The 24,093-nt window shown below is 65.8% G+C and carries 21 protein-coding genes and 1 tRNA gene; 12 read left to right on the forward strand and 10 right to left on the reverse strand.

Features of this window, described 5'->3' with window-relative positions; all coding sequences use genetic code 11:
* Positions 1-45 precede the first annotated feature (45 nt).
* Positions 46-1,542 carry a CoA-acylating methylmalonate-semialdehyde dehydrogenase gene (locus Q0082_RS00370; protein WP_298188624.1) on the reverse strand — a complete coding sequence of 499 codons (1,497 nt, stop codon included), beginning with the start codon at positions 1,540-1,542 and terminating at the stop codon, positions 46-48.
* A gap of 93 nt (positions 1,543-1,635) precedes the next feature.
* Between Q0082_RS00370 and Q0082_RS00375 the strand changes: the two genes are divergently transcribed.
* A complete protein-coding gene (locus Q0082_RS00375; protein WP_298188668.1) occupies positions 1,636-2,529 on the forward strand; it encodes a LysR family transcriptional regulator in 894 nt (297 codons plus the stop codon).
* Between the two features lie 22 nt (positions 2,530-2,551).
* Here the strand turns inward: Q0082_RS00375 and Q0082_RS00380 are convergent, their stop codons facing one another.
* Complete coding sequence (locus Q0082_RS00380; RefSeq protein ID WP_298188626.1) at positions 2,552-3,415, reverse strand: LysR family transcriptional regulator; 864 nt, start codon at positions 3,413-3,415, stop codon at positions 2,552-2,554.
* Positions 3,416-3,514: 99 nt separating this feature from the next.
* On the opposite strand from Q0082_RS00380, the gene Q0082_RS00385 reads away from it, so the two are divergent.
* A complete protein-coding gene (locus Q0082_RS00385) occupies positions 3,515-4,519 on the forward strand; it encodes a zinc-dependent alcohol dehydrogenase family protein (protein WP_298188628.1) in 1,005 nt (334 codons plus the stop codon).
* Between the two features lie 77 nt (positions 4,520-4,596).
* Here the strand turns inward: Q0082_RS00385 and Q0082_RS00390 are convergent, their stop codons facing one another.
* A complete protein-coding gene (locus Q0082_RS00390; RefSeq protein ID WP_298188630.1) occupies positions 4,597-4,926 on the reverse strand; it encodes a DUF3297 family protein in 330 nt (109 codons plus the stop codon).
* Between the two features lie 104 nt (positions 4,927-5,030).
* On the opposite strand from Q0082_RS00390, the gene Q0082_RS00395 reads away from it, so the two are divergent.
* The 3 genes from Q0082_RS00395 to Q0082_RS00405 all read left to right on the forward strand — a co-directional run bounded on the left by Q0082_RS00395 (position 5,031) and on the right by Q0082_RS00405 (position 10,302).
* Positions 5,031-5,105, forward strand: a tRNA-Val gene (locus tag Q0082_RS00395).
* A gap of 482 nt (positions 5,106-5,587) precedes the next feature.
* Positions 5,588-5,779, forward strand: coding sequence for a Thivi_2564 family membrane protein (locus Q0082_RS00400; protein ID WP_298188631.1), 192 nt, complete (start codon positions 5,588-5,590; stop codon positions 5,777-5,779).
* A 152-nt stretch (positions 5,780-5,931) separates the two neighbouring features.
* On the forward strand, positions 5,932-10,302 hold the full coding sequence (locus Q0082_RS00405; RefSeq protein WP_298188634.1) for a CheR family methyltransferase: 4,371 nt from the start codon (positions 5,932-5,934) through the stop codon (positions 10,300-10,302).
* 63 nt (positions 10,303-10,365) lie between these two features.
* Here the strand turns inward: Q0082_RS00405 and Q0082_RS00410 are convergent, their stop codons facing one another.
* The 3 genes from Q0082_RS00410 to Q0082_RS00420 form a co-directional block, all read right to left on the reverse strand.
* Positions 10,366-11,481: an OmpA family protein gene (locus Q0082_RS00410; protein WP_298188636.1), complete on the reverse strand. Its 1,116-nt coding sequence runs from the start codon at positions 11,479-11,481 to the stop codon at positions 10,366-10,368.
* A gap of 517 nt (positions 11,482-11,998) precedes the next feature.
* Positions 11,999-12,352 (reverse strand): Rieske (2Fe-2S) protein, encoded by a 354-nt coding sequence (locus Q0082_RS00415; RefSeq protein ID WP_298188638.1) that lies wholly within the window; start codon positions 12,350-12,352, stop codon positions 11,999-12,001.
* Positions 12,353-12,360: 8 nt separating this feature from the next.
* Positions 12,361-12,825, reverse strand: coding sequence for a VOC family protein (locus Q0082_RS00420; protein WP_298188640.1), 465 nt, complete (start codon positions 12,823-12,825; stop codon positions 12,361-12,363).
* A gap of 163 nt (positions 12,826-12,988) precedes the next feature.
* On the opposite strand from Q0082_RS00420, the gene Q0082_RS00425 reads away from it, so the two are divergent.
* The gene (locus Q0082_RS00425; RefSeq protein WP_298188642.1) at positions 12,989-14,230 is read left to right on the forward strand and encodes an aromatic ring-hydroxylating dioxygenase subunit alpha; all 1,242 of its coding nucleotides are present in this window, start codon (positions 12,989-12,991) and stop codon (positions 14,228-14,230) included.
* The gene (locus Q0082_RS00430; protein WP_298188644.1) at positions 14,227-14,736 is read left to right on the forward strand and encodes a MaoC/PaaZ C-terminal domain-containing protein; all 510 of its coding nucleotides are present in this window, start codon (positions 14,227-14,229) and stop codon (positions 14,734-14,736) included. The genes Q0082_RS00425 and Q0082_RS00430 overlap by 4 nt, the downstream gene beginning before the upstream one ends.
* On the opposite strand, the gene Q0082_RS00435 is transcribed toward Q0082_RS00430, so the two are convergent.
* From Q0082_RS00435 to Q0082_RS00445, 3 genes are all read right to left on the reverse strand, one after another.
* The gene (locus tag Q0082_RS00435) at positions 14,682-15,329 is read right to left on the reverse strand and encodes an NAD(P)H-dependent oxidoreductase (RefSeq protein ID WP_298188646.1); all 648 of its coding nucleotides are present in this window, start codon (positions 15,327-15,329) and stop codon (positions 14,682-14,684) included. The genes Q0082_RS00430 and Q0082_RS00435 overlap by 55 nt on opposite strands.
* Before the next feature lie 134 nt (positions 15,330-15,463).
* Complete coding sequence (locus tag Q0082_RS00440; RefSeq protein WP_298188648.1) at positions 15,464-16,843, reverse strand: aromatic ring-hydroxylating dioxygenase subunit alpha; 1,380 nt, start codon at positions 16,841-16,843, stop codon at positions 15,464-15,466.
* 1 nt (position 16,844) lies between these two features.
* Complete coding sequence (locus Q0082_RS00445; RefSeq protein ID WP_298188652.1) at positions 16,845-17,606, reverse strand: SDR family oxidoreductase; 762 nt, start codon at positions 17,604-17,606, stop codon at positions 16,845-16,847.
* 246 nt (positions 17,607-17,852) lie between these two features.
* Between Q0082_RS00445 and Q0082_RS00450 the strand changes: the two genes are divergently transcribed.
* From Q0082_RS00450 to Q0082_RS00460, 3 genes are read left to right on the forward strand one after another with little or no spacing between them, the layout of a single operon-like run.
* Positions 17,853-19,055 carry a CoA transferase gene (locus tag Q0082_RS00450; protein ID WP_298188654.1) on the forward strand — a complete coding sequence of 401 codons (1,203 nt, stop codon included), beginning with the start codon at positions 17,853-17,855 and terminating at the stop codon, positions 19,053-19,055.
* A complete protein-coding gene (locus Q0082_RS00455; protein WP_298188656.1) occupies positions 19,052-19,420 on the forward strand; it encodes an OB-fold domain-containing protein in 369 nt (122 codons plus the stop codon). The genes Q0082_RS00450 and Q0082_RS00455 overlap by 4 nt, the downstream gene beginning before the upstream one ends.
* Positions 19,413-20,564, forward strand: a complete 1,152-nt coding sequence (locus tag Q0082_RS00460; RefSeq protein ID WP_298188659.1) for an acetyl-CoA acetyltransferase — start codon at positions 19,413-19,415, stop codon at positions 20,562-20,564. Before Q0082_RS00455 ends, Q0082_RS00460 begins: the two co-directional genes overlap by 8 nt.
* A gap of 113 nt (positions 20,565-20,677) precedes the next feature.
* On the opposite strand, the gene Q0082_RS00465 is transcribed toward Q0082_RS00460, so the two are convergent.
* Positions 20,678-22,330 carry an AMP-binding protein gene (locus Q0082_RS00465; RefSeq protein WP_298188661.1) on the reverse strand — a complete coding sequence of 551 codons (1,653 nt, stop codon included), beginning with the start codon at positions 22,328-22,330 and terminating at the stop codon, positions 20,678-20,680.
* A 303-nt stretch (positions 22,331-22,633) separates the two neighbouring features.
* On the opposite strand from Q0082_RS00465, the gene Q0082_RS00470 reads away from it, so the two are divergent.
* The gene (locus tag Q0082_RS00470) at positions 22,634-23,293 is read left to right on the forward strand and encodes a TetR/AcrR family transcriptional regulator (protein WP_298188664.1); all 660 of its coding nucleotides are present in this window, start codon (positions 22,634-22,636) and stop codon (positions 23,291-23,293) included.
* 141 nt (positions 23,294-23,434) lie between these two features.
* Positions 23,435-24,093: SDR family NAD(P)-dependent oxidoreductase (locus Q0082_RS00475; RefSeq protein ID WP_298188666.1), on the forward strand; the 659-nt coding region annotated here is incomplete at its 3' end.

The following is a 24,093-nucleotide window of genomic DNA, read 5'->3' on the forward strand; positions in this document are numbered from 1 at the left end:
CAGAAGATGCCGGTCCATGGTGCTGTCAGCCCGTGAGCCTTCGGATCAGGCCATCGTCGGGATGACGAAGGCGTTCCCGCTGTCAGGCAGACCGTCGGGCCAGCGCTGCGTCACGGTCTCGACCTTGGTCCAGAACTTCACGCCCTCGACGCCGTGCTGGTTGGTACCGCCGAAGGCCGAGCGCTTCCAGCCGCCGAAAGTGTGGTAGGCCACCGGCACCGGGATCGGCACGTTGATGCCGACCATGCCGACATTGACGCGCGCCGCAAATTCGCGCGCCGCGTTGCCGCTGCGGGTGAACAGCGCGACGCCGTTGCCATACTGGTGCTTCGAAGGCAGCGCGAGCGCCTCCTCGAAATCCTTCGCGCGGACGATCTGCAGCACGGGGCCGAAGATCTCGTTCTTGTAGCTCTCCATATCTGCCGTCACGTGGTCGATCAGCGTCGGGCCGACGAAGAAGCCATCCTCGTGGCCCTGCAGCGAGAAGCCGCGGCCGTCGATCACGATCTCGCCGCCTTCTTCCTCGCACTTGGTGATCCAGCGCTCGATGCTGGCCTTGTGCGCGGCGGTGACGACTGGGCCGTAGTGGCAATCGGTATCGGTCGAAATGCCGACGCGCAGCTTCTCGATCGCCGGGATCAGCTTGGCCTTGAGGCGCTCGGCAGTCTCATCGCCCACCGGCACGACCACAGGCAGCGCCATGCAGCGCTCGCCCGCCGAACCGAACGCCGCGCCCGCGAGATCGTTGACCACCTGATCGAGATCGGCATCCGGCATCACGATACCGTGATTCTTGGCCCCGCCCATCGCCTGCACACGCTTGCCGGCAGCGACGCCGCGGTTGTAGACATAGTGCGCGATATCGGATGAGCCGACGAAGCTGACCGCGCCAATAGCCGGGTGATCGAGGATCGCGTCGACCATCTCCTTGTCGCCGTGGACGACCTGGCAGATGCCCTCGGGCAGACCGGCCTCAAGGAACAGCTCGGCAAAGCGCACCGGCACCGAGGGATCGCGCTCCGACGGCTTGATGATGAAGGCATTGCCGGTGGCAATCGCCACGCCCGACATCCACAGCGGGATCATCGCGGGGAAATTGAACGGGGTGATGCCCGCGCCGATGCCGATCGGCTGGCGCATCGAGTAGATGTCGATGCCCGGGCCAGCGCCTTGCGTGTATTCGCCCTTCAGCACATGCGGGATGCCGCAGCAGAACTCGATCACTTCGAGCCCGCGCTGGATGTCGCCCTTCGAATCGGCGATCACCTTGCCGTGCTCGGAAGAAAGCAGGTGTGCCAGCTCGTCGATATTGGCTTCGACCAGCCGCTTGAATTCGAACATCACGCGGGCGCGGCGCTGCGGGTTGACCGCGGCCCAGGCGGGCTGCGCCGCGAGCGCGGCCTGTACGGCGCGCTCCAGCGTGTCAGCCGTGCCAAGCGCCACTTCAGCCTGCACCGCGCCGGTGTTGGGGTCGAACACCGGACCCTTGCGCGCCGGTGCTCCGCCCGAACCACCGACAATGAAATGATCGATCTGGCGCATGGCCTGCATCCTTTCCTGACAAATATCTGGGGGCTTCCTGCACCCCGGACCAATTGCAAGCAAGGTGAGAAAATGCGAGGGATGCCTGCAATGATGCAGCCGCCGGACTGGAACGACTACCACGCCTTCCTCGCCATTGCGCGGGCCGGCCAGCTCGCCCGCGCGGCGCAGGCCATGGGCGTCGATGCCACCACCATGGGCCGCCGCCTGCGCCGCCTCGAGACGCGCATCGGCGCCACTCTGTTCGAGCAGACCCGCGAGGGCCAGGTTCTCACCGAAGCGGGCGAGGCAATGCTGGTCGAGGTGGAAGCCATGGAGCGCGCCGCCAGCCGCATTGCCGAACATGGCGGCGGCGGCCCGGCAGGGCTCCTGCGCGCGAGCCTCTCGGAAGGCTTCGCCAGCTGGATCGTCGCGCCTGCACTGGCCAGCTTCACCGCCGCGCACCCCCGCCTCGTGATCGATCTCGTCGCGAGTTCCGGCTTCCTCAGCCCCTCGAAGCGCGAGGCGGACCTCGCTGTCACGCTCTCGCGCCCGCGCGCAGGGCCGGTCATCGCGGGCAAGCTTTCAGACTATCACCTCAAGCTCTACGCTTCGCCCGCCTATCTCGCGGACCACGCCCCGCTGCGCCGCCCGGCGGACCTTGCCAAGGGCCACGCGCTCGTCGGCTATGTCCCCGATCTGCTCTACGCGCCGGAACTGCGCTACCTTGCCGAGATCGAGCCGGGGCTTGCCGCGACGGTCCGCTCATCCTCGATCAATGCGCAGCACCGCCTCATCGCAGCGGGTGCCGGCATCGGCGTGCTCCCCTGCTTTATCGGCGATTCGGACCCGCGCCTTGTGACGGTGCTGCCGGAGCGGCGGATCACCCGGTCCTTCTGGCTGGTGATGCACAAGGACACGCACAGCCTTGCGCGCGTGCAGGCCTTCAAGACGTGGCTGACGGCGCTGGTGGAAGCGGAAAGGGGGCGCCTGCTCCCGTCGCTTTAGGGTCCGGTAGGGCCCCTGCTCGCTAGGACAGCCGCTCAATTACGAGATCGACCAGCGCGCGCAGCCGCGGCTGGCGCCGCATGTCGCGGTGATAGCCGAGCCAGGTATCGCGCATCGGCGGCTCGGCCCCCACGTCGAGTTCGACAAGCCCCGGTGTCGCCTCGCCGAGGGGCTTGGGAAGCACCGCCAGCCCGGCCCCCAGCGCGCAGAGCTGCGCCTGCATGTCGCGGCTGTTGCTGCGCGCGGCGATCCGCGCGCCCGGCAGCGTCCGCATCAGCCAGGCGACATCGGGCATCGAGCTGAACGCGGTGTCCATCACGATGACCGGCCAGGTGTTGCCATCATCCGGCCGCGGCGCGGCAGTCCCGACCCGGCCGTAGACGGCATAAGGTATCGTCAGCAGGCGGCGCGCGATCACTTCCGGCTCGTCGAAGCCGGTGATCCGAAAGACAACATCCGCCTCGCGCCGCGCGAGGCTGTAGACCCGCGCGTCGGTCAGCGTCTCCACCACTACGCCGGGGTGGAGGCGGTGGAACTCGGCGAGCACCGGCGCCAGGACCACGCGCCCGAACCAGTCCGAACAGGTGAGGCGCAGCATGCCGTCAAGCCCCGCCTCGCTGCCCGCCAGCGCGCGCGCAAGGGCCTGCGCTTCGGCCTCCATCCGCTCGGCATGGCGCAGCAGGACCTCGCCGTCGTCAGTCAGCACGAACCCGTCGGTGCCGCGCTGAAACAGCACGAAGCCGGTTGCCTCCTCCAGCGCGCGCAGCCGGCGCCCCATCGTGGGCTGCGATTGCCCGAGCCGGCGCGCGGCCCGCCCCAGCGTGCCCCCGCGCGCGATCGCAAGGAAAACGGGCAGATCATTCCAGTCCAGCGGCGGCACCGGCATAGCTCACTCCATGCAAAACTGAATGGATATCATGCATGATCTTGGATTTTCGTTCAATATTGAAAGGCGCATCATCGCTTCACCAACAGGAGAACGCCGATGTCCAATCCCACCATGCTTGCCGCCATCGTCGAAACCAGCGACGGTCCCTTCCACATCCGTGAGATCGCGCGCCCGGTTCCGGCCAGCCGGCAAGTGCTCGTCCGCGTCCACGCCAGCGGCACCAACCCGCTCGATACCAAGATCCGCGCCGGGCAGGCCGCCCATGCCCGCCACCCCCTGCCCGCCGTGCTCGGTATGGATCTGGCCGGCGTGGTCGAACGGGTCGGCAGCGGAGTCTCGGGCTTTGCACCCGGTGACGAGGTCTACGGCTTCATCGGCGGTGTCGCCGGGCTGCAGGGCACGCATGCCCACTACGCCGTCGCCGACGCCGGCCTGCTGGCGCACAAGCCCGCCAACCTGACAATGCGCGAGGCGGCGGTGCTGCCGCTTGTGGTCATTACGGCTTGGGAAGGTCTGGTCGACCGCGCGAAGATCGCCCCCGGCCAGACGGTGCTCGTCCAGGGCGGCGCGGGCGGCGTCGGCCATGTCGCAGTGCAGATCGCACTGGCCCACGGCGCGCAGGTCTTTGCCACCGCGTTCGGCCCGGACCATGACTATATCCGCAGCCTCGGCGCGGTGCCGATCGACGCCGAACGGACGGTGGAGGATTATGTCGCCGAGCACACGGGAGGCGTCGGCTTCGACGTGGTCTACGATACCGGCGGCGGCGCGATGCTCGATGCCTCGTTCCAGGCGGTGCGGAGGCTGGGCCATGTCGTCAGCTGCCTCGGCTGGGGCAGCCATGCGCTTGCCCCGCTATCGTTCAAGCAGGCAACCTATTCGGGCGTCTTCACGCTCCACGCCTTGCTGGCCGACGAAGGCCGCGCGCATTACGGCCGCATCCTTGCCGCCGCCGCTGCGCTTGCCGAAGGCGGGCAGCTGCTGCCCCGGCTCGACCCACGCCGCTTCACCCTCGAAGAGGCAGCAGCGGCCTACGACGCGGTCCTCGGCCGCAACGGTGCCGAGCGCCAGCGCGGCAAGATCGCGATTTCGCTGGTCTGACGAACCGGCCCTGCGTTTGCCGCGGGGCGGGAACCGATTGTCGCTTACGGGCTGGGAGGCTTGCGCCCCCTGGCCCGTCAGAGCTTGGCGACTGGCGCGTCCTCGCCGAGGTCTTCGTACCAGGCCTCGACCGGCCCGGACAGCTTGAGCGTCAGCGGATTGCCCTTGCGGTCCATGGTCTTGCCGGCCTGCACGCGCACCCAGCCTTCGGAGATGCAATACTCCTCGACATTGCGGCGCACCGTGCCCTTGAAGCGGATGCCGATACCCCGGCGCAGCTTCTCCGCATCGAAGAACGGGCTCCGCGGGTTGATCGCAAGGTGATCGGGGGGCACATCCGGTCCACCAGTGGCGGCAGGCGTGGCAACGGGAGCGGCGGGTTCGGGCGCTGGTGCTTCTTCGGTCATGGCGCCCGCAAATATCTTGATCGCCCCACTTGTCAATCAAGCGCCGCCATGGCAGAGGCGCGCCCCTGTCCGGCCGCCATGCCCCGCGCGTGGCCCCGCCGCGCGGGCGCGTAGCTCAGTGGTAGAGCACACCCTTCACACGGGTGGGGTCGCAGGTTCAATCCCTGCCGCGCCCACCATAAATCCCGTTGAAATATAGCGGATTTATGGGTCGCAATTCTTTTCGCTCGCAGGCCTTGCCGCGTTTCGCATCCGAAGACGGCCGGAATCGACTTCCGCTCGTGCGAGATCCGCACACCGTCAGGGCTTCTATCTGCGCTTGAGCCCGGTCTTTCGCTCCGCTTTCGGCAGGCCCCGCGCAGCCGCAGCTGAAACGTAGCGGGACGCGCGCGCTCGGCGGACTGCGTAGATTCCGATCCTGTTGCGCTTTGCTCGCCGACCTAGGGTGGTCCGTCCCGGTGTGACGTCCGACCGCTGCATTCCGCATGGCCCGGCGCGCGCACCACTTATCGCATCCCGGTCCGATAGTGCCTCCCCTCCCGTATCATCGGACAAGGACCAAGCGGAACGTGCCGGAATTCCTGCTGCGGCAAGGGTCCGGCACGCTCTTGCCCCTTACATTGGGCGCTGATCGCAGCGTCCCCAGCAAGAGTATCACAGCATGTCATTGGTAAGTCTCATCGTCGTTCTGATCGTGGTCGGGGTCATCCTCTGGCTGATCAACAATTACCTGCCGATGGACGGCAAGATCAAATCCATCCTCAACGCAGTCGTGGTGATCGCGGTGGTGCTGTGGCTGCTGCAGGCATTCGGTCTACTCACATCGCTGAGCGCCATCCGCGTCGGCGGCTGACCGCTGCCGCTTTCGACACAAAGCGCGAGCCATCGGCCTGCCGGCCGGTGGCTCGCTCCATTTGCAATAGGGCGAGTGCTGACAAGGTGTGCTAGGCACCGTCATCACGAGGGGCACGAAATGACGAAGAGATCTTACGGCAAGCGCCTCCGATGCAGGGGGCCAGCCGCCTCGTCCACGCGGTGGTAAGCGCGCCGCGCACCGCAACCGGACCATCACCCAGACGAGATCTGCCGCCACGGTCGGCGCTGCCGATCGTAGCGATCGGCGCCTCGGCCGGCGGGCTTGAGGCCACCTCCCGCCTGTTCGACGCGCTGCCCGCGACGACTGGCATGGCTTTCATCGTCGTCCAGCACCTCGATCCGCATCACAAGAGCCTGATGGTCGAACTGCTGGCCGAGCACACCGCCATGCCGGTGGTTGAAGCCACGCACGGCAGTCCGCTGGCGCCCGATCATGTCTATGTCATCCCCCCGGGCCGCTACCTCTCCGTGCGCGCGGGCACCCTGCGGTTATCCTCGCCCGAGGCCGGACACGGCGCCCGCCTGACGCTTGATTGGCTGATCCGCTCGCTCGCCGCCTCGTGCGGGAACCAGAGTGCTGCCGTGATCCTTTCGGGCACCGGCGGCGATGGCAGCCGCAGCATCCCCGCGCTGCATGCCGCAGGCGGGATGATCGTTGCCCAGGCGCCGGCCGAAGCCGAACATCCCGGAATGCCGCAGGCCGCGCTCGACACCGCGCTCGTCGATGCCGCGCTGCCGCTGGCGGCAATGCCGGATGTGCTGATCGCCTTTGCCGCACGCGTTACCCGCTCCGGCTTCGCCTCCAATACTCCCCCCATGCTGGAAACGGCGGCCGGCCTTGCGGCTATCCTCGCAGCGCTCAAGCACACGACCGGGCAGGATTTCAGCCAATACAAGCCCGGCACGATCTCGAGGCGGATTGCGCGGCGCATGGCGCTGCTCGCCATGACTGCGGGCGACATGGCGGTCTATGCCGAGCGGCTGCGCGGCGACGCGGAAGAATGCGCGCTGCTCGCCAGCGACCTGCTCATCAATGTGACCAGCTTCTTCCGCGATCCCAAGGTCTTCGAAGCCTTCGAGCACGAGATCCTGCCCGAAATGATCGAGCGGCTGGAGCCGGGCCAGGCGCTGCGCATCTGGGTCGCCGGCTGCAGCACAGGCGAAGAGGCCTATACCATCGCCATGATCTGCCACGATGCGCTGGCGAGCATTCGCCGCGACCTCAAGCTGCAGATCTTCGCCTCCGATCTCGATCCCGATGCCATCGCCACTGCGCGCGAAGGGCTCTATTCGCATGACATCGTCACGGTGGTTCCTGCCGAGCGGCTCGCCCGCTACTTCACCGAGGAAGATACCGGCTACCGCGTCGTCCCGGCGCTGCGCCACCACGTCGTGTTCTCGGTGCAGGACGTGCTCAGCGATCCGCCCTTCTCGCGGCTCGATCTCATCTCCTGCCGCAACCTGCTGATCTATCTCGATGCGGCGGCGCAGGGGCGGATTGTCTCGCTGTTCCACTTCGCGCTCAAGGAAGGCGGCTTCCTGATGCTCGGCACGGCGGAGTCCATCGCCAAGCCGGACAATCGCTTCACACCGATCGCCCGCGCCGAATGCTGCTATCGCCATGTCGCGCGGACCCGCCCGGGCGAGAGCGGCTTTCCGCTCAGTTTCGATGGCAAGCTGCCGATGCTGACGGCCACCGGGAATGACTCTCCGGCTTTGCGGCGCAGCCTTGCCGAAATCTGCAGCCGGGCCGTGCTTGCAAACCACGCACCCGCCGCCGTGCTCGTCAACCAGCGTAGCGAATGCCTGTTCTCGATGGGGCCCACACACCGGTTCCTGCGGGTCACGCCCGGCTATCCTACGCAGGACCTGCTTGGCATGGCCTCGCCCACACTCAGAACGCGGCTGCGACAAGCGATCCGAAGCGTCAGCCGCGATGAACCGCGCGTCGATGGCGGCACCGCACGGCTGACGATCGACGGCACGCAGGTTGACCTGCGCATTACGGCCGAGCTTCTCGTGGATACGGCCGAGGAGCTGATCCTCGTGTGCTTCTCGGAGCAGCACGCCGGCACCGGCGCGGCGCTGGATGACCACGGCCCGGAGCAGGCCAGCCGCATTGCCGAACTCGAACGCGAGCTGGTCGAGGCGCATGCCGAACTGCAAGCCTCGATCCACGACCGCGAGATTGCCAATCAGGAGCAGAAGGCGATCAACGAGGAGGCGCTCTCGGTCAACGAGGAGTTCCAGTCGACCAACGAGGAACTCCTCACCTCGAAGGAAGAGCTGCAATCGCTCAACGAGGAGCTGACTGCGCTGAACAGCCAGCTGCAGGAAACGCTCGACCGCCAGCGCCTTGCCTCGGACGATCTCCAGAACGTTCTTTTCAGCACCAACGTCGGCACGATGTTCCTCGATGCGGAGCTCAGGATCCGTCTGTTCACGCCGGCGATCAGCCCGCTCTACAACGTCATCAACAGCGATATTGGCCGGCCCCTCGCGAACCTCAGGCCGATCGCCGACGATCCCGAACTGCTGGAAGATGCCCAGCGCGTGCTCGATAACGAAGACACGATCGAGCGCGAGGTGCGCGCGCCCGACGATACCTGGTACGTGCGCCGCATCTTCCCCTACCGCGCACACGACAGCCGCATCGAAGGCGTGGTGATCACTTTTGCCGATATCACCGATCGCAAGCGCACGACCTCGGCGCTCGAGGAAGCCAAGCTCGAGGCCGAGCGCGCCAATGCGGCCAAATCGCGTTTCCTTGCCGCGGCGAGCCACGATCTGCGCCAACCGCTGCAGGCGCTCGCGCTGCTCAAGGATTTCCTTGCCCCCAATGTGACCGGGGAGCGCGCCGCCGAGCTCATGACGCGTTTCGACAAGACGCTGGCCGCGCTTTCGGGCATGCTCGACGTGCTGCTCAACATCAGCCAGATCGAGGCGGGTGCGGTGCAGCCGGAGCCCCTGGAGTTCCCTGTGGGCGAGATGCTCGAGCGCCTCCACGGCGAGTTCCTCGCGGTCACCGAAGCGCGCGATCTCTCGCTGCGCTTCATGCCGAGCACGGCCTGGATCGAAAGCGATCCGCGCCTGCTCGAGCAGATGATCCGCAACCTCCTCGGCAATGCGGTCAAGTACACGCGCACGGGGCGGATCCTGATGGGGTGCCGCCGGCGCGGCGATACCTTGCGCATCGAGGTGTGGGACACCGGCATCGGCATCGAGGCCTCTCAGCTCGAGAGCATCTTCGAGGAGTTCCATCAGGTCGATAACCCGGCGCGCGAGAGCGGGCTGGGCCTTGGCCTCGGGCTTTCGATCGTGCGGCGGCTGGGCCGGCTGCTGCGCCATCCCGTGGATGTCCGCTCCGAACCGGGGCGCGGCTCGGTCTTCGCGATCACCGTTCCCTTGCGCAAGGGCGCGACGCACCTGCCGCCGCCACCCCCGCGCGAACCGGCTCCCGAACCCGCGCCCAATCCGATCGCGCGCCCCTCGGCGATCATGGTTGTCGAGGACGATCCCGATCTGCTCGAACTCGTCGCGCAGCTGCTGCGCGATAACGGCCACATGGTAAGCTGCGCCCCCGATGCCGCCGAAGCGCTGCGGCTCATCGCAGGCGGCGCGATCCGCCCGGACATCCTGCTGACCGACTACAATTTGCCGTCGGGGCAGAGCGGTGTGGACCTGCTCATGGCGCTGAGGGTGCGCTTGCAGCGGCCCCTGCCCGCCATCGTGCTCACCGGCGATATCTCCACCACCGCGAAGACCGCGATCGCCGAGGCGGAGTGCATCCATCTCAAGAAGCCGGTGAACCCCGGCGCGCTGCTCCGCGCGGTGGAATCGCTCTGCCCTCCGGCGCCGCCACAGGTGATCGCCATGCCACCGGGTCATGCACCGGAGGTGACCCCGGTCACTTATGTGATCGACGACGAGCCGCATGTCTGCGAGGCGATCCGGAACCTGCTGACCGCACACGGCCGCGAGGTGCAAGACTTCCTCAACGCCGAGGACTTCCTCGCGGTCTACCGCGCGGGACGACCGGGTTGCCTGCTCGTCGATGCGCATTTGCCCGGGCTGAGCGGGATCGGCCTGCTGGGCGAACTGCGCGCGCGCGGTGATCACCTCCCCGTCATCCTCATCACCGGAGATGGCGACATTGGCCTTGCGGTTGCGGCCATGCGCGCAGGCGCCTGCGATTTCATCACCAAGCCGGTCGGGCGCGACGCGCTGATGGACAGCATCGACCGCGCTGCCGAGCAATCGCACACCATCCGCATCGCCGATGTCGCGCAGGCCGAAGCTGCTGCCTGCCATGCCGCGCTCACCGCGCGGCAGAAGGAAGTGATGGACATGGTCCTCGCCGGCGCGCCCAGCAAGAACATCGCCGCCGATCTCGGCATCAGCCAGCGCACGGTCGAAAACCACCGCGCCGAGATAATGCACCGCATGGGCGTGCGCTCGCTGCCGGAGCTGGCGCGCAAGGTCCTGATGATCGAGCGTTGAACGGAAAACGGGGCCGGCATTGCTGCCGACCCCGTCTGTTTCAAGCCCGAAGGCCCGCCCTGCTCAGAAGCCCGAGCCGGGGCCGTAGCTGATTTCCACGCGGCGGTTCTGCACTTCGCGCACACCGTCTGCCGTGGGCACCCGCTGGTTGGTCTCGCCGAACGACTGGCTGGTGATCGCGCTGGCGGCGATGCCATGCCCGGTCAGGTAGGTCTGCACCGCGCTGTCGCGCCGTGCCGAGAGGCCGAGGTTGTAGTTCGAAGAACCCGAGCTGTCGGTATGGCCCGCCAGCATGATGCCGACGTTGCTGCAGTTGCCATAGGCCTGCACCGCGTTGTCGAGCACGCTGGCCGCCTCGGGCGAGATGTCCGACATGTCCCAATCGAAGAACACGATATACGGACCACGATTGCAAGTCGCGACCGGCGGCGCGGGCGGGGGCGGCGGGGGCGGCGGCGCCGTGTAGACTGGCGGCGGGGGCGGCGGGGCGGCCTCGGGTTCCGGCTCGACAGCGGCCCTGCCGAAGTTGAACGTCAAGGTTGCCAGCAGCGAATGCGAGCGCAGGTCGGCCTTCCGGTAGACACCGTCAGCGGCGAGGAAGCTGTTGGCGCCATCCGGGCGGAAATAGCGATACTTCACACCCAGATCGACATTGCGGCCGATCGGGACGGTGAGCCCGGCCAGTCCCTGCCAGGCAAAGCCCTGGTCCCGGTCCGTGAGGAATACCGCGCCGGGCAGTCGTTCGGTCAGCCTCGTTCGGGCATAGCCGACACCACCGCCGACATAGGCCTTGATCCCGCCCCAGTGGCCGAGACCGACAAGCGCGTTGGCCATCCCGGCCCAGGCGCTGGCACGACCGGAGAGACTACCGCTCGAGGTGTATTCGCCATTGGGCAGCGGCGTGCCGATCGGGCGTGTCTGCGAGCGCAGGTTGGAGCGTGCATAGAAGCCTTCGGCCTCGAGCCGGAAATGGCCGAAATCATAGCCCAGCGCGCCGCCAGCTTCCCAGCCGGTCTTGAACCGGTCGGTGTGCTCATAGCCACCCGGGCCGTAGACCTGCGAGCGTTCCTGTTTGACCGCGCCGCCTTCGAACGTGATGTAGGGGCCGGCATCAGAAGCATGGGCGCTTGTGCCCAGTGCACTGGTGGCCAGCATCAGGCCGACTAGAATTTTCCTCATGAAAAGTCCGTTCATTGTTGTTGGAGCCGCAGGATGCGGCCCTAGGGTAAGCGAAGAAGGCACAGCGTCAGCGCCGCCGGGTGGCAGCGGGTCAAGCGCGGTTGCAGTGTCATCCTTGGGAGGCTCCGTGGGCACTGAACGCCCGTGGCCTCGGTTAGCCGGCGTCGAGGTACCGGCGGGAAAGGCAAGCCAGCGGTTGCATGCAACCGCCAGCTTGAAGTGAAATGCCATCGGGTCAGGGGGCTCGAATTACCGGACCATGGCGATCTGGTCTTTAAGACCGGGGGAGATTGGCGATCGCCGGCATCCGTTTTCGAATAGCCTGCCCGAACTCGCGGGCACAGCATCGGAATCTACCCATGCCCGGCGCGGCCTCGAGCTGCCCCGGGCCGGCGTCATGACGACAGCGCAGGGCTTTCGCCGGATATCTTGCTCAGGCGATGCTCGGAACGCACGCCCGCGCAGAGGCAGTCCGCGCTTCAGCGCGCGACGCTGCCGACCTTTTAGGGGGTTTCCACTAGATCGAGACCGGTGTCTCGCCCGGACCCGGCGGTGCGTCGGGCACTTCGACCTCGATCCGTCCGGCTTCCACGCGCACCGGGAAAGTCCTGAGATCGGGATAGGCTGCGCCGAGGCACTTGCCGGTCAGCACATCGAACCGCGCGCCGTGGAGCGGGCACATCACGGCGCCGCGCCGAACGCGCCCGGGCGAAAGCAGCGCGGCCTGGTGTGTGCAGCGATCATTCAGCGCGCGAAAACTGCCGTCGTCCGCGCGCAGCACCAGCACATGCCAGCCGGCCAGCCGCGCCGCGAGTTTGCCCTCGGCCGGGAATTCGGCTTCGGGAAGGAGGTCATGCCAAGTCGTCGTCATCTCCGTGCTCATGCAGTTGCCGCCCACCATTCTTCCATCATCGGGGTGATCGCGCGGGCCACCAGTTCGATGACCAGGCTGCCGGGCTTCGAAAGATAGGCGATCGCGCCGTGGCCCTGATCCGCAGGGGCGCCACCGAGCACCAGTTCCCAGCCGTCCGCCAGCATTGCCGCCGCACTGTCTGCCACCGAATCGACCCACACACCAAGGTGCGAAGGCCCCAGCGCGCGCATCGCGTCATAGGCCGAACCCGGCTCGCTTTCGATCAGTTCCATTCGCAGCGGACCCTGATGTGAATAGACCACTCGCAGCTTCGCCTCCAGCTGCTCTCCGTTCGTGTTCCACACTGGCATCGGATTGAAGGTCCGCACCGGGGTCCAGGTGCAGCCCATCGTCTCGCCGAACCGAGCCATCGCCGCTTCCAGATCATCGACAATCACACCGTGGTGAAAGATGCCCGCCAAAATCTCCATTCTCATCACTCCCGAAGTGCCCGCTGATGTTCAGCAAGCCTATGTTTTATAACTTGAAAAATCACCTCGACGAACCGGGAAAGCATCGCTTTACAAGCATACATGAATGTTTTTAAACTGCAAACGGATCGCCGTCCTGCCGGGGCGTTCCGGGAGAGTTACGATGTCCGAAGCCCTGACTGCTGAAGCCTCCGCCGAAGCCCATGCCGCTGATCTGGCACGCATGACCTGGGAACGCGAGCGCAACGGTCCGCCCGCCGATTTTCCCGCGCTGCCCTCGATCCCGGGCGGCCGCTACGTCGATCCCGAATTCCTCGCGCTCGAAGAATCGGGGATGTGGCAGCGCTCGTGGCTTTATGCCGGCCATGTCGACCAGTTGCCCGAGCCCGGCTCATGGTTCCTCTGCCGCAACACCGGCTCCCCCGTCATCGTCACCCGCACGCTCGCAGGCGACATCCGGGCCTACTACAACACGTGCCAGCACCGCGGCGCACCTCTCGTAAAGGATGAGAGCGGCACGTCACGCGGGTTTGTCTGCGGCTATCACGGCTGGTCCTACACGCTAGAAGGCAAGCTCACTGCCGTGCGCGACCGGCGGGACTTTGCGCCAGACTTCGATTTTGCGTGCCATTCGCTCAGCCAGGTGCGCTGCGAACTGCTCGGCAGCCTGATCTTCCTCAACGCCGATCCGAACGCCGAACCGCTGATGCAGCATATCGGCCCGATGGCGCCAGAGCTCGAACAGCTCCAGCTCGAAAAGCTGCGCCTTGTCGATAGCCGCACTTACGAGACCGATTGCAACGTCAAGGTGCTGCTTGACGCGTTTCTTGAGGTCTATCACCTCAAGTCGATCCACGAGAACACCGTGGACCGCTTCCTCGATCACCGCGCGATGATCGTCACGCTCTGGCCCAATGGCCACAGCCGCATGGCGACGCCCAACCGCCGCGAGGGGTGGGTCGATCCTGGCACAGTCGGCATGCCGGAAATCCCGACGATCTCGGAATTCGTGGCGAAGAACAACGTCTCCTATTCGATCTACCCCAACTTCGTGATGCCGCCCGCGCCCACCGGCATTCCGCTGCTGCAGTTCTGGCCGATGGGGCCGAAGCGCACCCGCGTCGTTTCGACCTGGCTCGCGCCCGATCACGATCCGGCAAGTCCGCACCCGCTGTGGGAGATGCGCATCAAGAACTGGGAGCGCATCCTCTACGAGGACCTGCAGTTCGCCCCGCAGATTCAGGAATCGGTCGAAGGCCCCGGCTTCAAGGGCATGTCGCTCAACTATCAGGAGCGGCGCATCTACAACTGGCACGAAGAGCTCGACCGCCGCATCGGCGTGGAGAACGTGCCCGAGCACCTGCGGGTGAAGCCGGTCCTTGCACCCTTCATCGTCCGCGAATGACCGATACGCTTTCTCCGCTGGGAACGCCGTGGCGGACTTTCGAAGACCTTGTGGTCGGCGAGAAGAAGCTCTCGCCGCCGCGCACCGTGACCGAAGCGGAGATCGTCGAGTTCGCCCGCGCGCATGATCCGCAGTGGTTTCACACCGATCCCGAAGCCGCGCGCGCCTCGGTGTTCGGGCAGGTGGTGGCAAGCGGCATCCATGTGCTGGCGATCTGGCGGCAGATGGACCACGCCATCAACGGCGATGTCGATTTCGTTTGCGGCGTGGGCTGGGACCGCCTGCGCCTGAAGCGCGCCGTCCGCGCTGGAGATACCCTGCGCGTCTCCAGCGAGATTCTCAGCCTCGAGCCCTTCCGCAGCGGCAAGCCGCGCGGCACCGCGGTTACGCGCTATGTCGTGATGCTGGAGGACGGGACCGAGTGCGTGACCTTCGAGAGCACCAACCTCGTCTACACACGCGAGGCGCGCGACAGGTCGGCCACCAACGTTTCAGCCGAAGCATAAGCCTCGTCCATCGCCGCCCCTACCACTTCGGGCGGGCCATAGGTCGGGCGCAAATGCACGACATGCACGTCGGTGATCCCGATAAAGCCCAGCCAAGCCTGCATGAAGCGCACCTGATGATCGAGCTCTGCACCCGGAGCGCCGGGCCGGATATCGAGCGCGCCCGAGGCAATCAGGATCGCCCGCTTGCCTGCACCCAGCCCTTCCACGCCCGTTTCCGAAACGCGGAACGCCATGCCTGGCTGGGTGATCGTGTCGATGTACTGCTTGAGCTGCCAGGGAATGCCGAAGTTCCACATCGGCACACTGAAAACGACCGTGTCAAACGAGAGGAAATGCGCCACCGCTGCGCCGATCTGCGACCACGCGCTGCGCACTTCGTCCGCCACTTCGCGCCCTTCGATCAGCGCATAGCGCCCCTCGATCACCGGCCCGGTCAGCGCCGGAAGTTCGGCGTGGCAGACGTTCAGCGTCTCAACCTCCGCGCCTGGGCTCGCCGCCACCAGCCCTTCGATCAGCCGCTGCGCCACTTTTACCGATCGCGAGCGCTCGCCGCGCGGGGACCCAACTACATGAAGAATGCGCTCGCTCACGTCGTTACGCTCCAAAGTCCCTTCCCCATTGGGGAAGGGCTGGGGAAGGGGGTTCGCCGCTTGCCGTCAGGGCGCAGCTCGTCCCTCCCCGACCGGGGAGAGGCTCACGTGCTTCGTTGCCAAGCTGCTGGCCATCACAAGTCCCCCTCCTGCTTCTGGCCGGGACCGTAGATGTAATCGTCCAGTACCTTGTGGAAGTGGCGGATGCGCAGTTCCTGCTCACCGATCCAGAGGCCCGGGAAGCTCCCGCTCTGCATTCCCGCCTGCACTGTCGGCAAGTTGTAGGCATCCTGATCGAGCACTTGCCCGATGCTGCGCTCGCCATGCTTGAACCGGCGGTGCTTCACGCGCGCGGGCCAGGGCTCGCCTTCCGGCACCAGTTCAAATACCCAAACGTCGTAGAGCATCTTGTTCGGATCGCTCGCATGCGGGCGCTGGCGGAACATCATGATGTCGTCTGCATGCACATTGAGCGCGACGTTCGGGAAGATCATGTAGTGGTAATCATCGGTCAGCTGATCGTCGTTCAGCGCCGAATAGTCCTTGCCCTGCGCGGGCCCATGCTTCCGCTTGAACAGCTGAACATCGCGGCGAATGTCGCTCACCCGGCCCTCGTAGTCCGCCGGGTCCATGCCCGCATGGCGCATGATCTCCTCGATCGCCGGCGGGATCGCGCTCGGCATGGCGACGCGCGGGGAGATCGCCGCGAAGGGGATCAGGTAGCGGTTGTGGCGCTCGTAGCAGTCGATCTGCACATTCACATCATCGAGATACCACTGCAGCTGCGGGTGGATGCCCTGCACATGATAGGTCTCGTTGAATGCATCGACCGAGGCTTTCCAGTTGCAGTCCCACTCCACCGTCACATCGCGCTTCCACGCCATGCGCTCGGGGTGATAGGGCTCGAGATGGTCCTTCAGCGGCGCGATGTATTCGTCGAACGGTTCCACATCGGGGTTCAGCGAGAACCACACGAACGCGTTCCACTCCGTCACCGGCAGGCTCGGCAGCGTCATCCCGGGAGGCCCGCCCTGCGGAAACGTGCAAAGGTCCGGCAGCCGCTCGATCTTGCCATCCAGACCGTAGGTCCAGTGGTGGTACATGCAGCGGAACATCTGCGCATTGCCGATGCCTTCCGGCCGCAACCGGTTACCGCGGTGGAGGCAGACGTTGGGGAAACAGCGCAGCGAGCCATCGTGCTGGCGCACGATCAGCACGCTTTCCTTGCCGATCTCGGTGCAGATATAGTCACCCGGGTTCGGAATGTCGTCGGCCCGCCCGCCGAGCAGCCAGACCTTGGTCCACACCCGCTCCCATTCGAGCTTCATGAACGCTTCGGAGTAATAGCGTTCCGCAGGGATCACCGCGTGGCCCAGTTCCGGATCGGGCGCCTTGTCCACCGGCGTGCGGCTGGTGTTGGTCTCGGGCGTCACGCGGATCACGTCGACGACGCGCTTCACGTCCATCTTCGACGTGTCCCACGTGACGGGCCGATGCGTCACAGGCTGGTCCATCTCAGAAATGCGTCCGGTTGGTGAAGGCGCCATCGACCACGAGGTGCGAACCGCTGCACCAGCTGGCCGCCTCGCTCGCCAGGAACACGATGGCGCGCGCCACTTCCTCGGGCTTCCCCAGCCGCCCCATCGGCTGCTGGCGCAGCTGCGACTGGTAGAACTTCTCCATCGTCCCCTTGATCATGTCCCAGTTGCCGCCCTCGAACTCGATCGGCCCGGGCGAAACGACGTTGACGCGGATGCCGTCCTTGCCATGCGCCAGCGCCAGCTGCTTGCCATAAGTGATCAGCGAGGCTTTCATCGCGTTGTAGGCCTGCGGGCCGCCCATTGCCTCGAGCGCGCTGGTCGTTGCCACCAGCACGATCGAGCCGCCCTTGCGCTGCGTCATCACCGGGATCACCGCTTCGACCGCGCGGACCGGGCCCATCACGTCGGTCTCGAACGCATTGTGCCAGTATTTCTCGCTGCCCATCCCACCGCCGGCCGAGCTCAGCGGCACCAGCACGTCGACGCCTTCCAGCGCCTCGATCGCCCATTCAAGCCACGCCTTGTAGTCGTCCGCCTTCTTCACGTTGACCGGCTTGCCGACGACTTTGGTGCCATAGCGCGACAGAGCCGCGACGGCGTCCTTGACGCTGTCCTCGCCGCGCGCGCTGATCGCGAGATCGGCGCCCTCGCGGGCCAGGATCTCGGCCACCGCATAGCCGATGCCGCGCGCACCGCCGACGACAATCGCCTTCTTGCCCTGAAGTCCCAGATCCATGTCTTGTCCTTTCCTGCGGCGAGTCTACCTTCGCGCTCATGGCGCATGGCCCCAAATGCCCGCTCCTCTTGTTGCCGCGCACTCTATGGAGGCGGGGCCCAGCCGCCAAGAAAAAAACATGCTTGAATGCTTTTTTATGGTCCTTCATAGCGGACCAAATTGCCGCCAGACGGCCAGAGGAAACGGGAGAATCATGAGGCACTCGGGCCTGACTATCGCCGCCGGAAACGACATCGGATCGAGGGCATGAGCGGACGCGGCAAAGGCCCTCTTGCGGGCGTGCGCGTGCTCGATCTCACCGCGGTGCTGATGGGCCCCTATGCCACGCAGATCTTTGCCGATCTCGGCGCGGATGTGATCAAGATCGAAGGCCCCTCCGGCGATACCACCCGCTTCATCCCGCCGGGGCCAGACCCTGCGCGCGGCGCGATGTTCCTCAACGTCAATCGCGGCAAGCGCAGCCTCGCGCTCGACCTGAAGCAGGCGTCCGCCCGCGATGCCATGCTGCGGCTTGCCCGGAACGCAGACGTCTTCATCCATTCGATGCGCGCGCAGGCCATCGCCCGCCTTGGGCTCGATTACGCCGCGCTCAAGGCGGCAAACCCCAAGATCATCTACGCCAATCTCTATGGCTATGGCCGCACCGGCCCCTACCGCGATTACCCGGCCTACGACGATATCGTGCAGGCCGCTTCGGGCATCGTCGATCTGCAGGCCAAGCTTTCGGGCGGCGAGCCGACCTACAGCGCCACCGTCATCGCCGACAAGGTCGCCGGCCTCACCGGCGCCTATGCCGTGATTGCCGCGCTCTATGCGCGCGAAAAGACGGGCGAGGGGCAGGAAATCGAAGTCCCGATGTTCGAGACGCTGGTGTCCTTCGCCGCGACCGAACACATCTGCGGCTCGCTGTTCGATCCGCCGCTCGGGCCCCCGGTCTACCCCCGCGCCACCTCGCCATCGCGCCGCCCTTACAAGACGGCGGACGGCCATGTCGGCGTGATGATCTACAACGACAAGCAGTGGCAGGCCTTCTTCCGCGAACTCGGCAGTCCTGCGTGGTCGGACGATCCCATGTTCGCTTCGATGCGCAGCCGCAGCGAGAACATCTCGGCGGTGCTGGCCAATGTCGAAAGGGTCATGGTCACCCGCACCACGGCGGAGTGGATGGACCTGTTCCGCCGCGCCGAAATCCCCGCAACCCCCATCGCCTCGCTGCAGGACCTGCTCCACGATCCACACCTCGAGGAGACGGGCTTCTGGCACAGCGCCGAAACGGAGCTTGGCACTTTGCGCTATCCCGGCATCCCCACCAGCTTTTCCGGCACGCCCGGCGCGATCGGCGATCCCGGTCCCTCGCTGGGTGCTGACAACGCCGCCGTGCTCGCCGAAGCGGGCTTCGCGGAAGATGAGATCGCGGCTTTGGTCGCCACCGGCGCGGTGCTTTCATGAGCGGGCCGTCAGCCGAATGGGATGCCGCGCTTGCCGAGGGCAGATTCCTGCTTCAGCGCCCGGTGGGTGGCAGCGGCGCAGTGTTTCCGCCACGCGCTTTCGCCCCGGGCACCGGCGCAGAGCTTGAATGGTTCGAAGCTTCGGGCCTCGGCACGGTCTATTCCGCCACGTGGATCCAGCGCAAACCGCCCGAGCCACCTTACAACGTAGTCCTCGTCGATCTGGCCGAAGGCGCGCGGATGATGGGCTGCGTTGAAGGCGTGACACCGGAAACGCTCCACATCGGCATGGCCGTCAAGGCGCGTATCGTCGCCGAAGAAACGCCCATGATTGTCTTCGATCCGGTGGAGCAGGCCGATGGGTGACATGTTCCCGCGCGGCCGCGTTTCCGTCGCTGGCGCTTCCACCTTCGGCGTCGGCGAAATGCCCGGCCATTCGACCATCGAAATGGCGGGCAAGGCGGTGCAGCTTGCGCTCGCCGATGCTGCGATCAACCTATCCGAAGTCGACGGGCTGTTCATCGCGCTGCCCGACGATCTCTTCGCCGGCCTCAGCCTCGCGCAGTACCTCGGCCTCCACCCGCGCTTCACCGACAACAACCGCGCCGGCGGGGCCTCGTTCATGAGCCACCTCGTGACCGCGTGCATGATGCTCGATGCCGGGTACCTCGATTGCGCCGTGATCGCCTATGGCGCCAACCAGCGCTCGAGCGGCGGCAAACTTTCCACGCCCGCGCGGCCAGACCGGTGGGACGCGCCCTACAATCCGATGTACCCGCTCTCGTTTTATGCGCTCGCCGCCGCGCGCCACATGCACCAGTACGGCACGACACGCGAGGAGCTGGCGAGCGTCGCCGTCGCCGCGCGGCTCTGGGCCAACACCAATCCCGAAGCGTTCGCCAAGGGTCCGCTGACCATCGAGGACGTCATCGCCTCACGCCTCATCAGCAGCCCGATCCGCGCGCGCGATTGCTGCCTTGTGACCGACGGCGCCGCTGCGCTCGTCCTCACCCGCACTGATCGCGCCAAGGATGGCCCCCAGCCACTCGTCCCCGTGCTCGGCGCTGCGGCAGCGACGTGGTACAACTCCGTCACGCAGGCTGACGACATCACGGTGACCGCCGCCGCCGAATCCGGCCCGCGCGCGATGGCCATGGCCGGTCTCACCCCCGGCCAGATCGATACGGTCCAGCTCTACGACGCCTTCACCATCAACACGATCCTGTTCCTCGAAGACCTTGGCTTCTGTGCCAAGGGCGAAGGCGGCAAGTTCGTAGCGAGCGGCGCGATCTCGCCCGGCGGCTCGCTTGCCGTCAATACCAACGGCGGCGGCCTCTCGTGCTGCCACCCGGGCATGTACGGCATGTTCGCGATGGTCGAAGCGGTGCGCCAGATGCGCGGGACAGCGGCGAACCAGATCGCGGGCGCAAAAACCGGACTCGCGCACGGCAATGGCGGCACGCTTTCGGCGCAAGCAACGGTGATCTTCGGGAACGCCGAAACGGTTTGAGCGACATCACCCAACCCTTGTCATTGCGAGCGTAGCGAAGCAATCCAGAGCAACACGCGAACCGCCCTGGATTGCTTCGCTACGCTCGCAATGACGAAACGGATAGGGTGGGCTCAGCCCAGCCCCAGTTCCTCGATCAGGCCGGCGCGCAGCTTGAACTTTTGGATCTTTGAGGTCGACATCGGCCACTCGGTGACCATGCGGACATGGCGCGGTATCTTGAAGCCCGCGAGCTTGCCCTTGCAATGGGCGATGAGTTCCGCTTCGTCGGCAGACGAACCTTCCGCCAGCTCCACGAACGCCGCCGCCACTTCGACATAGCGGTCATCGGGAATGCCCACGACCTGCGCCAGCTTCACCGCCGGGTGCGTCTGCAGCATCGATTCAATTTCGGCCGCCGCGACATTCTCGCCGCCGACCTTGAGCATGTCCTTGGTACGGCCGTGGAACATCACGTTTCCGCCCGCGTCCACTGAGCCAACGTCGCCGGTGTAGAACCACCCGTCGCGGATCGCCTCGGCGGTCTTTTCGGGCGCGTTATAATAGCCCTTCAGCATATGCGGGCCGCGCAGCACGATTTCGCCGCGCTCGTCCGGCCCGCAATCGCGGCCGGTTTCGGGATCGACGATGCGCATGTCCCAATCCTCGAGTGGGAAACCGCAGCGGCCGGTACGCACCTCGAAGCTGTCGTCCAGCCGGCTTGTCGAAACCGTTCCCGCAGCCTCGGTCAGGCCATAGGTGCCCACCTGGATCGTGTGCGGCATCGCCGCGACCACTGCGTCCTTGATCCATGCCGGCTGCACCGCGAAGTTGGAATTCATCACCCGCAACCTGGAAAGATCGGTCGTCTTGAAGGTGGGGTGGTTGATCAGGTCCTGCATGATCGTAACGAAGCTGGGATAGGCGATCGTCGCCCCTTCCGCGCCGAGCATGGCCAGCGCCTGCCCCGCCTCGAAATGCGGCACGGTCATGTACACCCCGCCCAGATCGAGGATCATCGTCATCGGCAGGATGCCCGCGATGTGGAAGATCGGCAGCGGAGACCATACCTTGTCGTCAGCCGTGCAGAGGTAGCGCTTGCCCAGATTGCGGCTGTTACCCACTTGGGCGCGGTGCGAAATCAGCGCGCCCTTGGGGTTCGCGGTGGTGCCGCTGGTATAGAGGATCATTGCGATGTCCTCGGGATCGACATCGTCGATCCGCCGGTCGATGAGCTCCGCTCCAGTGTCTTCGTCCAGCGCCAGCGCTTCGTCCACCGGAAGCATCCCGTCCGCGCCATTGGCATCGAGCGAGATGATCGTATGCAGCATCGGCGCTTCGTCGAGGCTCAGCCCGCGCGCCGGGTCTGCCTCAGCCAGCGAGGGCAACGCCGCGCGCACGCGGTCGCGGTAATCCAGCCCCTCGGCCACCTTGCCCGCCGTCACCAGCACGACGAGATCGGCATCGCGCACCAGATAGGCCAGTTCGTGCGACTGATACCGCGCATTGATCGGGACCGCGACCGCGCCCGCCATGGCAATGCCGTAGAACGCTTCGATGAACTGCGGGCATGTCGGCATGAACAGGCCAACATGCTGGCCGGGCTGCACGCCCAGCGCAATCATCGCTGCCGCCCAGGACCTCGCAGCAGCATCGAGGCCCGCATAAGTGATGCGCCGCTCCGGAAAGACAAGCGCTTCGCGGCCGGCGAAGCTGCGCGCGGATGCGCGGATCATGCCGCCCATCGTGAGGACAGGTGCAGCGGCTCGTGACAGCTGGTCGGTCATGCATCCCCCGGCCCGGCGGGCCCATTATTGGTCTTGGCGTGGAGATACACAGCATGCTGAAAAAGACAATCATATCTGTCTTTTTCCGTGCGAAGCGTTACCCCGGTGCAGTTGCGGCGCGCGAGTGCCGTGCCGATGATTCGATGGGCTTTCATGCCTCGCCGAACCTGCCGCCGCGAAGGAGCCGGGAAGACTTGTCCCCGAACCGGTCGCGGCAGCCGTTTTACGAGGCGTGAAAACACATTAAGGATGGTTTCAACGCGCATCGGGACCGGTGCGCAGCGGTTCAGGCAAGTACAACGCATGGCTCTATCACGCACGCGGGCAGCGCGTCCCGCTCCTCGGCCCACCCGCCCGGCGGCTGATCGCACGCGCACCCTGCAGGCCGCCAAAGCGGCGCAGACCCGCGCGCGCCTGATCGACGCGACGGTGCGCTGCCTCGTCAAGTACGGCTATGCCAATACGACGACGCCCAAGGTTGCCGAAGAAGCCGGGCTTTCGCGCGGGGCGATGGTCCACCACTTCGAGAACGGCTCGGCGCTGATCAAGGCGGCGATAACCGAACTGCATGAAAAGCGCCTGCGGGCCTTCCGCCGCGCGGCCGACCGGCCCGAGCACGAAGTCACCGATCTTGTCGAGACGTACTGGCGCCAGCTTCAGAAGCCTGCGTTCATTGCCTTTCACGAACTGGCGGTTGCCGCTCGTACCGATGCCGATCTTGCCTCGATCCTCTCGCCCCTGCAGGACGAGTTCCGCGAGAAGTTCAACGCGCAGGCCGAAGCGCTCTTCCCCGAATGGCTCGGCTCGCCCAACTTTGCCCTCGCGATGACGTTGTCGCAGACGATCCTCGAGGGCATGGCGATCTCGCTTCAGACGGGCGGCATGGAGCCGGCGCAGGTCGAGCCAATGCTGCGCCATCTCGAAGCCCAGATCCGCGCGCTCGCACCCGCTTCGCAGAGCTGATTTGCAGCGGTTTTGCAGGAGGCACCCGGGCCTCGCCAAGTCCCGGCGTGCCTTGCGCAAATAGGTGCTGCGGGACACAAATCAAAATCAAACCTGTTTGTTTTTTCTGTGCGGGTGTTCTAGCAAGACTGGAACGACCGAATGGGGGATGAACCGTTGAACGCGCCCGATATCCATACCCCGCGCATCTTCCGTCCAGAACCCGGCGATCCTGGCCGGCCTAAGCGGGGCCTCGATGACGAGGCGCTGCGCACGCAAGCGACGATCTTCCGCGATGATCTGCTGGCCGGCCACACCATCCTTATCTCGGGCGCCGGGAGCGGGATGGGCAAGGCCGCCGCATTCCTCGCCGCCAAGCTTGGCGCCAATGTCGCAATTTGCGGCCGCACGCGCGAGAAACTCGATGGCACCGCTGACTTGATCCGCGAGGAAACCGGGCGCGAAATTCTCTGCATTGAAGCCAATATCCGCGATCCCGAAGCGGTCGAGGCGATGATAGGTGCGGTGCACGATCACTTCGGCGGGCTCGATACGCTGGTCAACAACGCCGGCGGCCAGTTCCCGCAGGATGCGATCGATTTCAGCCGCAAGGGCTGGCTCGCCGTGATCGACACCAATCTCAACGGCACCTGGTGGATGATGCAGGAAGCCGCCAGGCGCTGGCGTGCCGACGGCAAGCCGGGCCATGTCATCAACATCGTCGCCAATGTCGAGCGCGGCATGCCGCAGGCCGCGCACACCTGCGCCGCGCGTGCGGGTGTGATCTACCTCTCTAAGACGGTCGCCACCGAGTGGGCACA

The sequence above is a fragment of the Novosphingobium sp. genome (genome assembly GCF_027489515.1).
Lineage (GTDB): Bacteria > Pseudomonadota > Alphaproteobacteria > Sphingomonadales > Sphingomonadaceae > Novosphingobium.

Excerpts from the sequence above, each read along its gene's own strand:
- Q0082_RS00415 (WP_298188638.1), bottom strand. The coding sequence starts at position 12,352 with ATGACGACGACTTGGCATGACCTCCTTCCCGAAGCCGAATTCCCGGCC.
- Q0082_RS00445 (WP_298188652.1), bottom strand. The coding sequence starts at position 17,606 with ATGGATCTGGGACTTCAGGGCAAGAAGGCGATTGTCGTCGGCGGTGCG.
- Q0082_RS00375 (WP_298188668.1), top strand. The coding sequence starts at position 1,636 with ATGCAGCCGCCGGACTGGAACGACTACCACGCCTTCCTCGCCATTGCG.
- Q0082_RS00405 (WP_298188634.1), top strand. The coding sequence starts at position 5,932 with ATGCAGGGGGCCAGCCGCCTCGTCCACGCGGTGGTAAGCGCGCCGCGC.
- Q0082_RS00380 (WP_298188626.1), bottom strand. The coding sequence starts at position 3,415 with ATGCCGGTGCCGCCGCTGGACTGGAATGATCTGCCCGTTTTCCTTGCG.
- Q0082_RS00450 (WP_298188654.1), top strand. The coding sequence starts at position 17,853 with ATGAGCGGACGCGGCAAAGGCCCTCTTGCGGGCGTGCGCGTGCTCGAT.
- Q0082_RS00410 (WP_298188636.1), bottom strand. The coding sequence starts at position 11,481 with ATGAGGAAAATTCTAGTCGGCCTGATGCTGGCCACCAGTGCACTGGGC.
- Q0082_RS00385 (WP_298188628.1), top strand. The coding sequence starts at position 3,515 with ATGTCCAATCCCACCATGCTTGCCGCCATCGTCGAAACCAGCGACGGT.
- Q0082_RS00455 (WP_298188656.1), top strand. The coding sequence starts at position 19,052 with ATGAGCGGGCCGTCAGCCGAATGGGATGCCGCGCTTGCCGAGGGCAGA.
- Q0082_RS00390 (WP_298188630.1), bottom strand. The coding sequence starts at position 4,926 with ATGACCGAAGAAGCACCAGCGCCCGAACCCGCCGCTCCCGTTGCCACG.
- Q0082_RS00370 (WP_298188624.1), bottom strand. The coding sequence starts at position 1,542 with ATGCGCCAGATCGATCATTTCATTGTCGGTGGTTCGGGCGGAGCACCG.
- Q0082_RS00460 (WP_298188659.1), top strand. The coding sequence starts at position 19,413 with ATGGGTGACATGTTCCCGCGCGGCCGCGTTTCCGTCGCTGGCGCTTCC.
- Q0082_RS00425 (WP_298188642.1), top strand. The coding sequence starts at position 12,989 with ATGTCCGAAGCCCTGACTGCTGAAGCCTCCGCCGAAGCCCATGCCGCT.
- Q0082_RS00430 (WP_298188644.1), top strand. The coding sequence starts at position 14,227 with ATGACCGATACGCTTTCTCCGCTGGGAACGCCGTGGCGGACTTTCGAA.
- Q0082_RS00470 (WP_298188664.1), top strand. The coding sequence starts at position 22,634 with ATGGCTCTATCACGCACGCGGGCAGCGCGTCCCGCTCCTCGGCCCACC.
- Q0082_RS00440 (WP_298188648.1), bottom strand. The coding sequence starts at position 16,843 with ATGGACCAGCCTGTGACGCATCGGCCCGTCACGTGGGACACGTCGAAG.
- Q0082_RS00400 (WP_298188631.1), top strand. The coding sequence starts at position 5,588 with ATGTCATTGGTAAGTCTCATCGTCGTTCTGATCGTGGTCGGGGTCATC.
- Q0082_RS00420 (WP_298188640.1), bottom strand. The coding sequence starts at position 12,825 with ATGGAGATTTTGGCGGGCATCTTTCACCACGGTGTGATTGTCGATGAT.
- Q0082_RS00465 (WP_298188661.1), bottom strand. The coding sequence starts at position 22,330 with ATGACCGACCAGCTGTCACGAGCCGCTGCACCTGTCCTCACGATGGGC.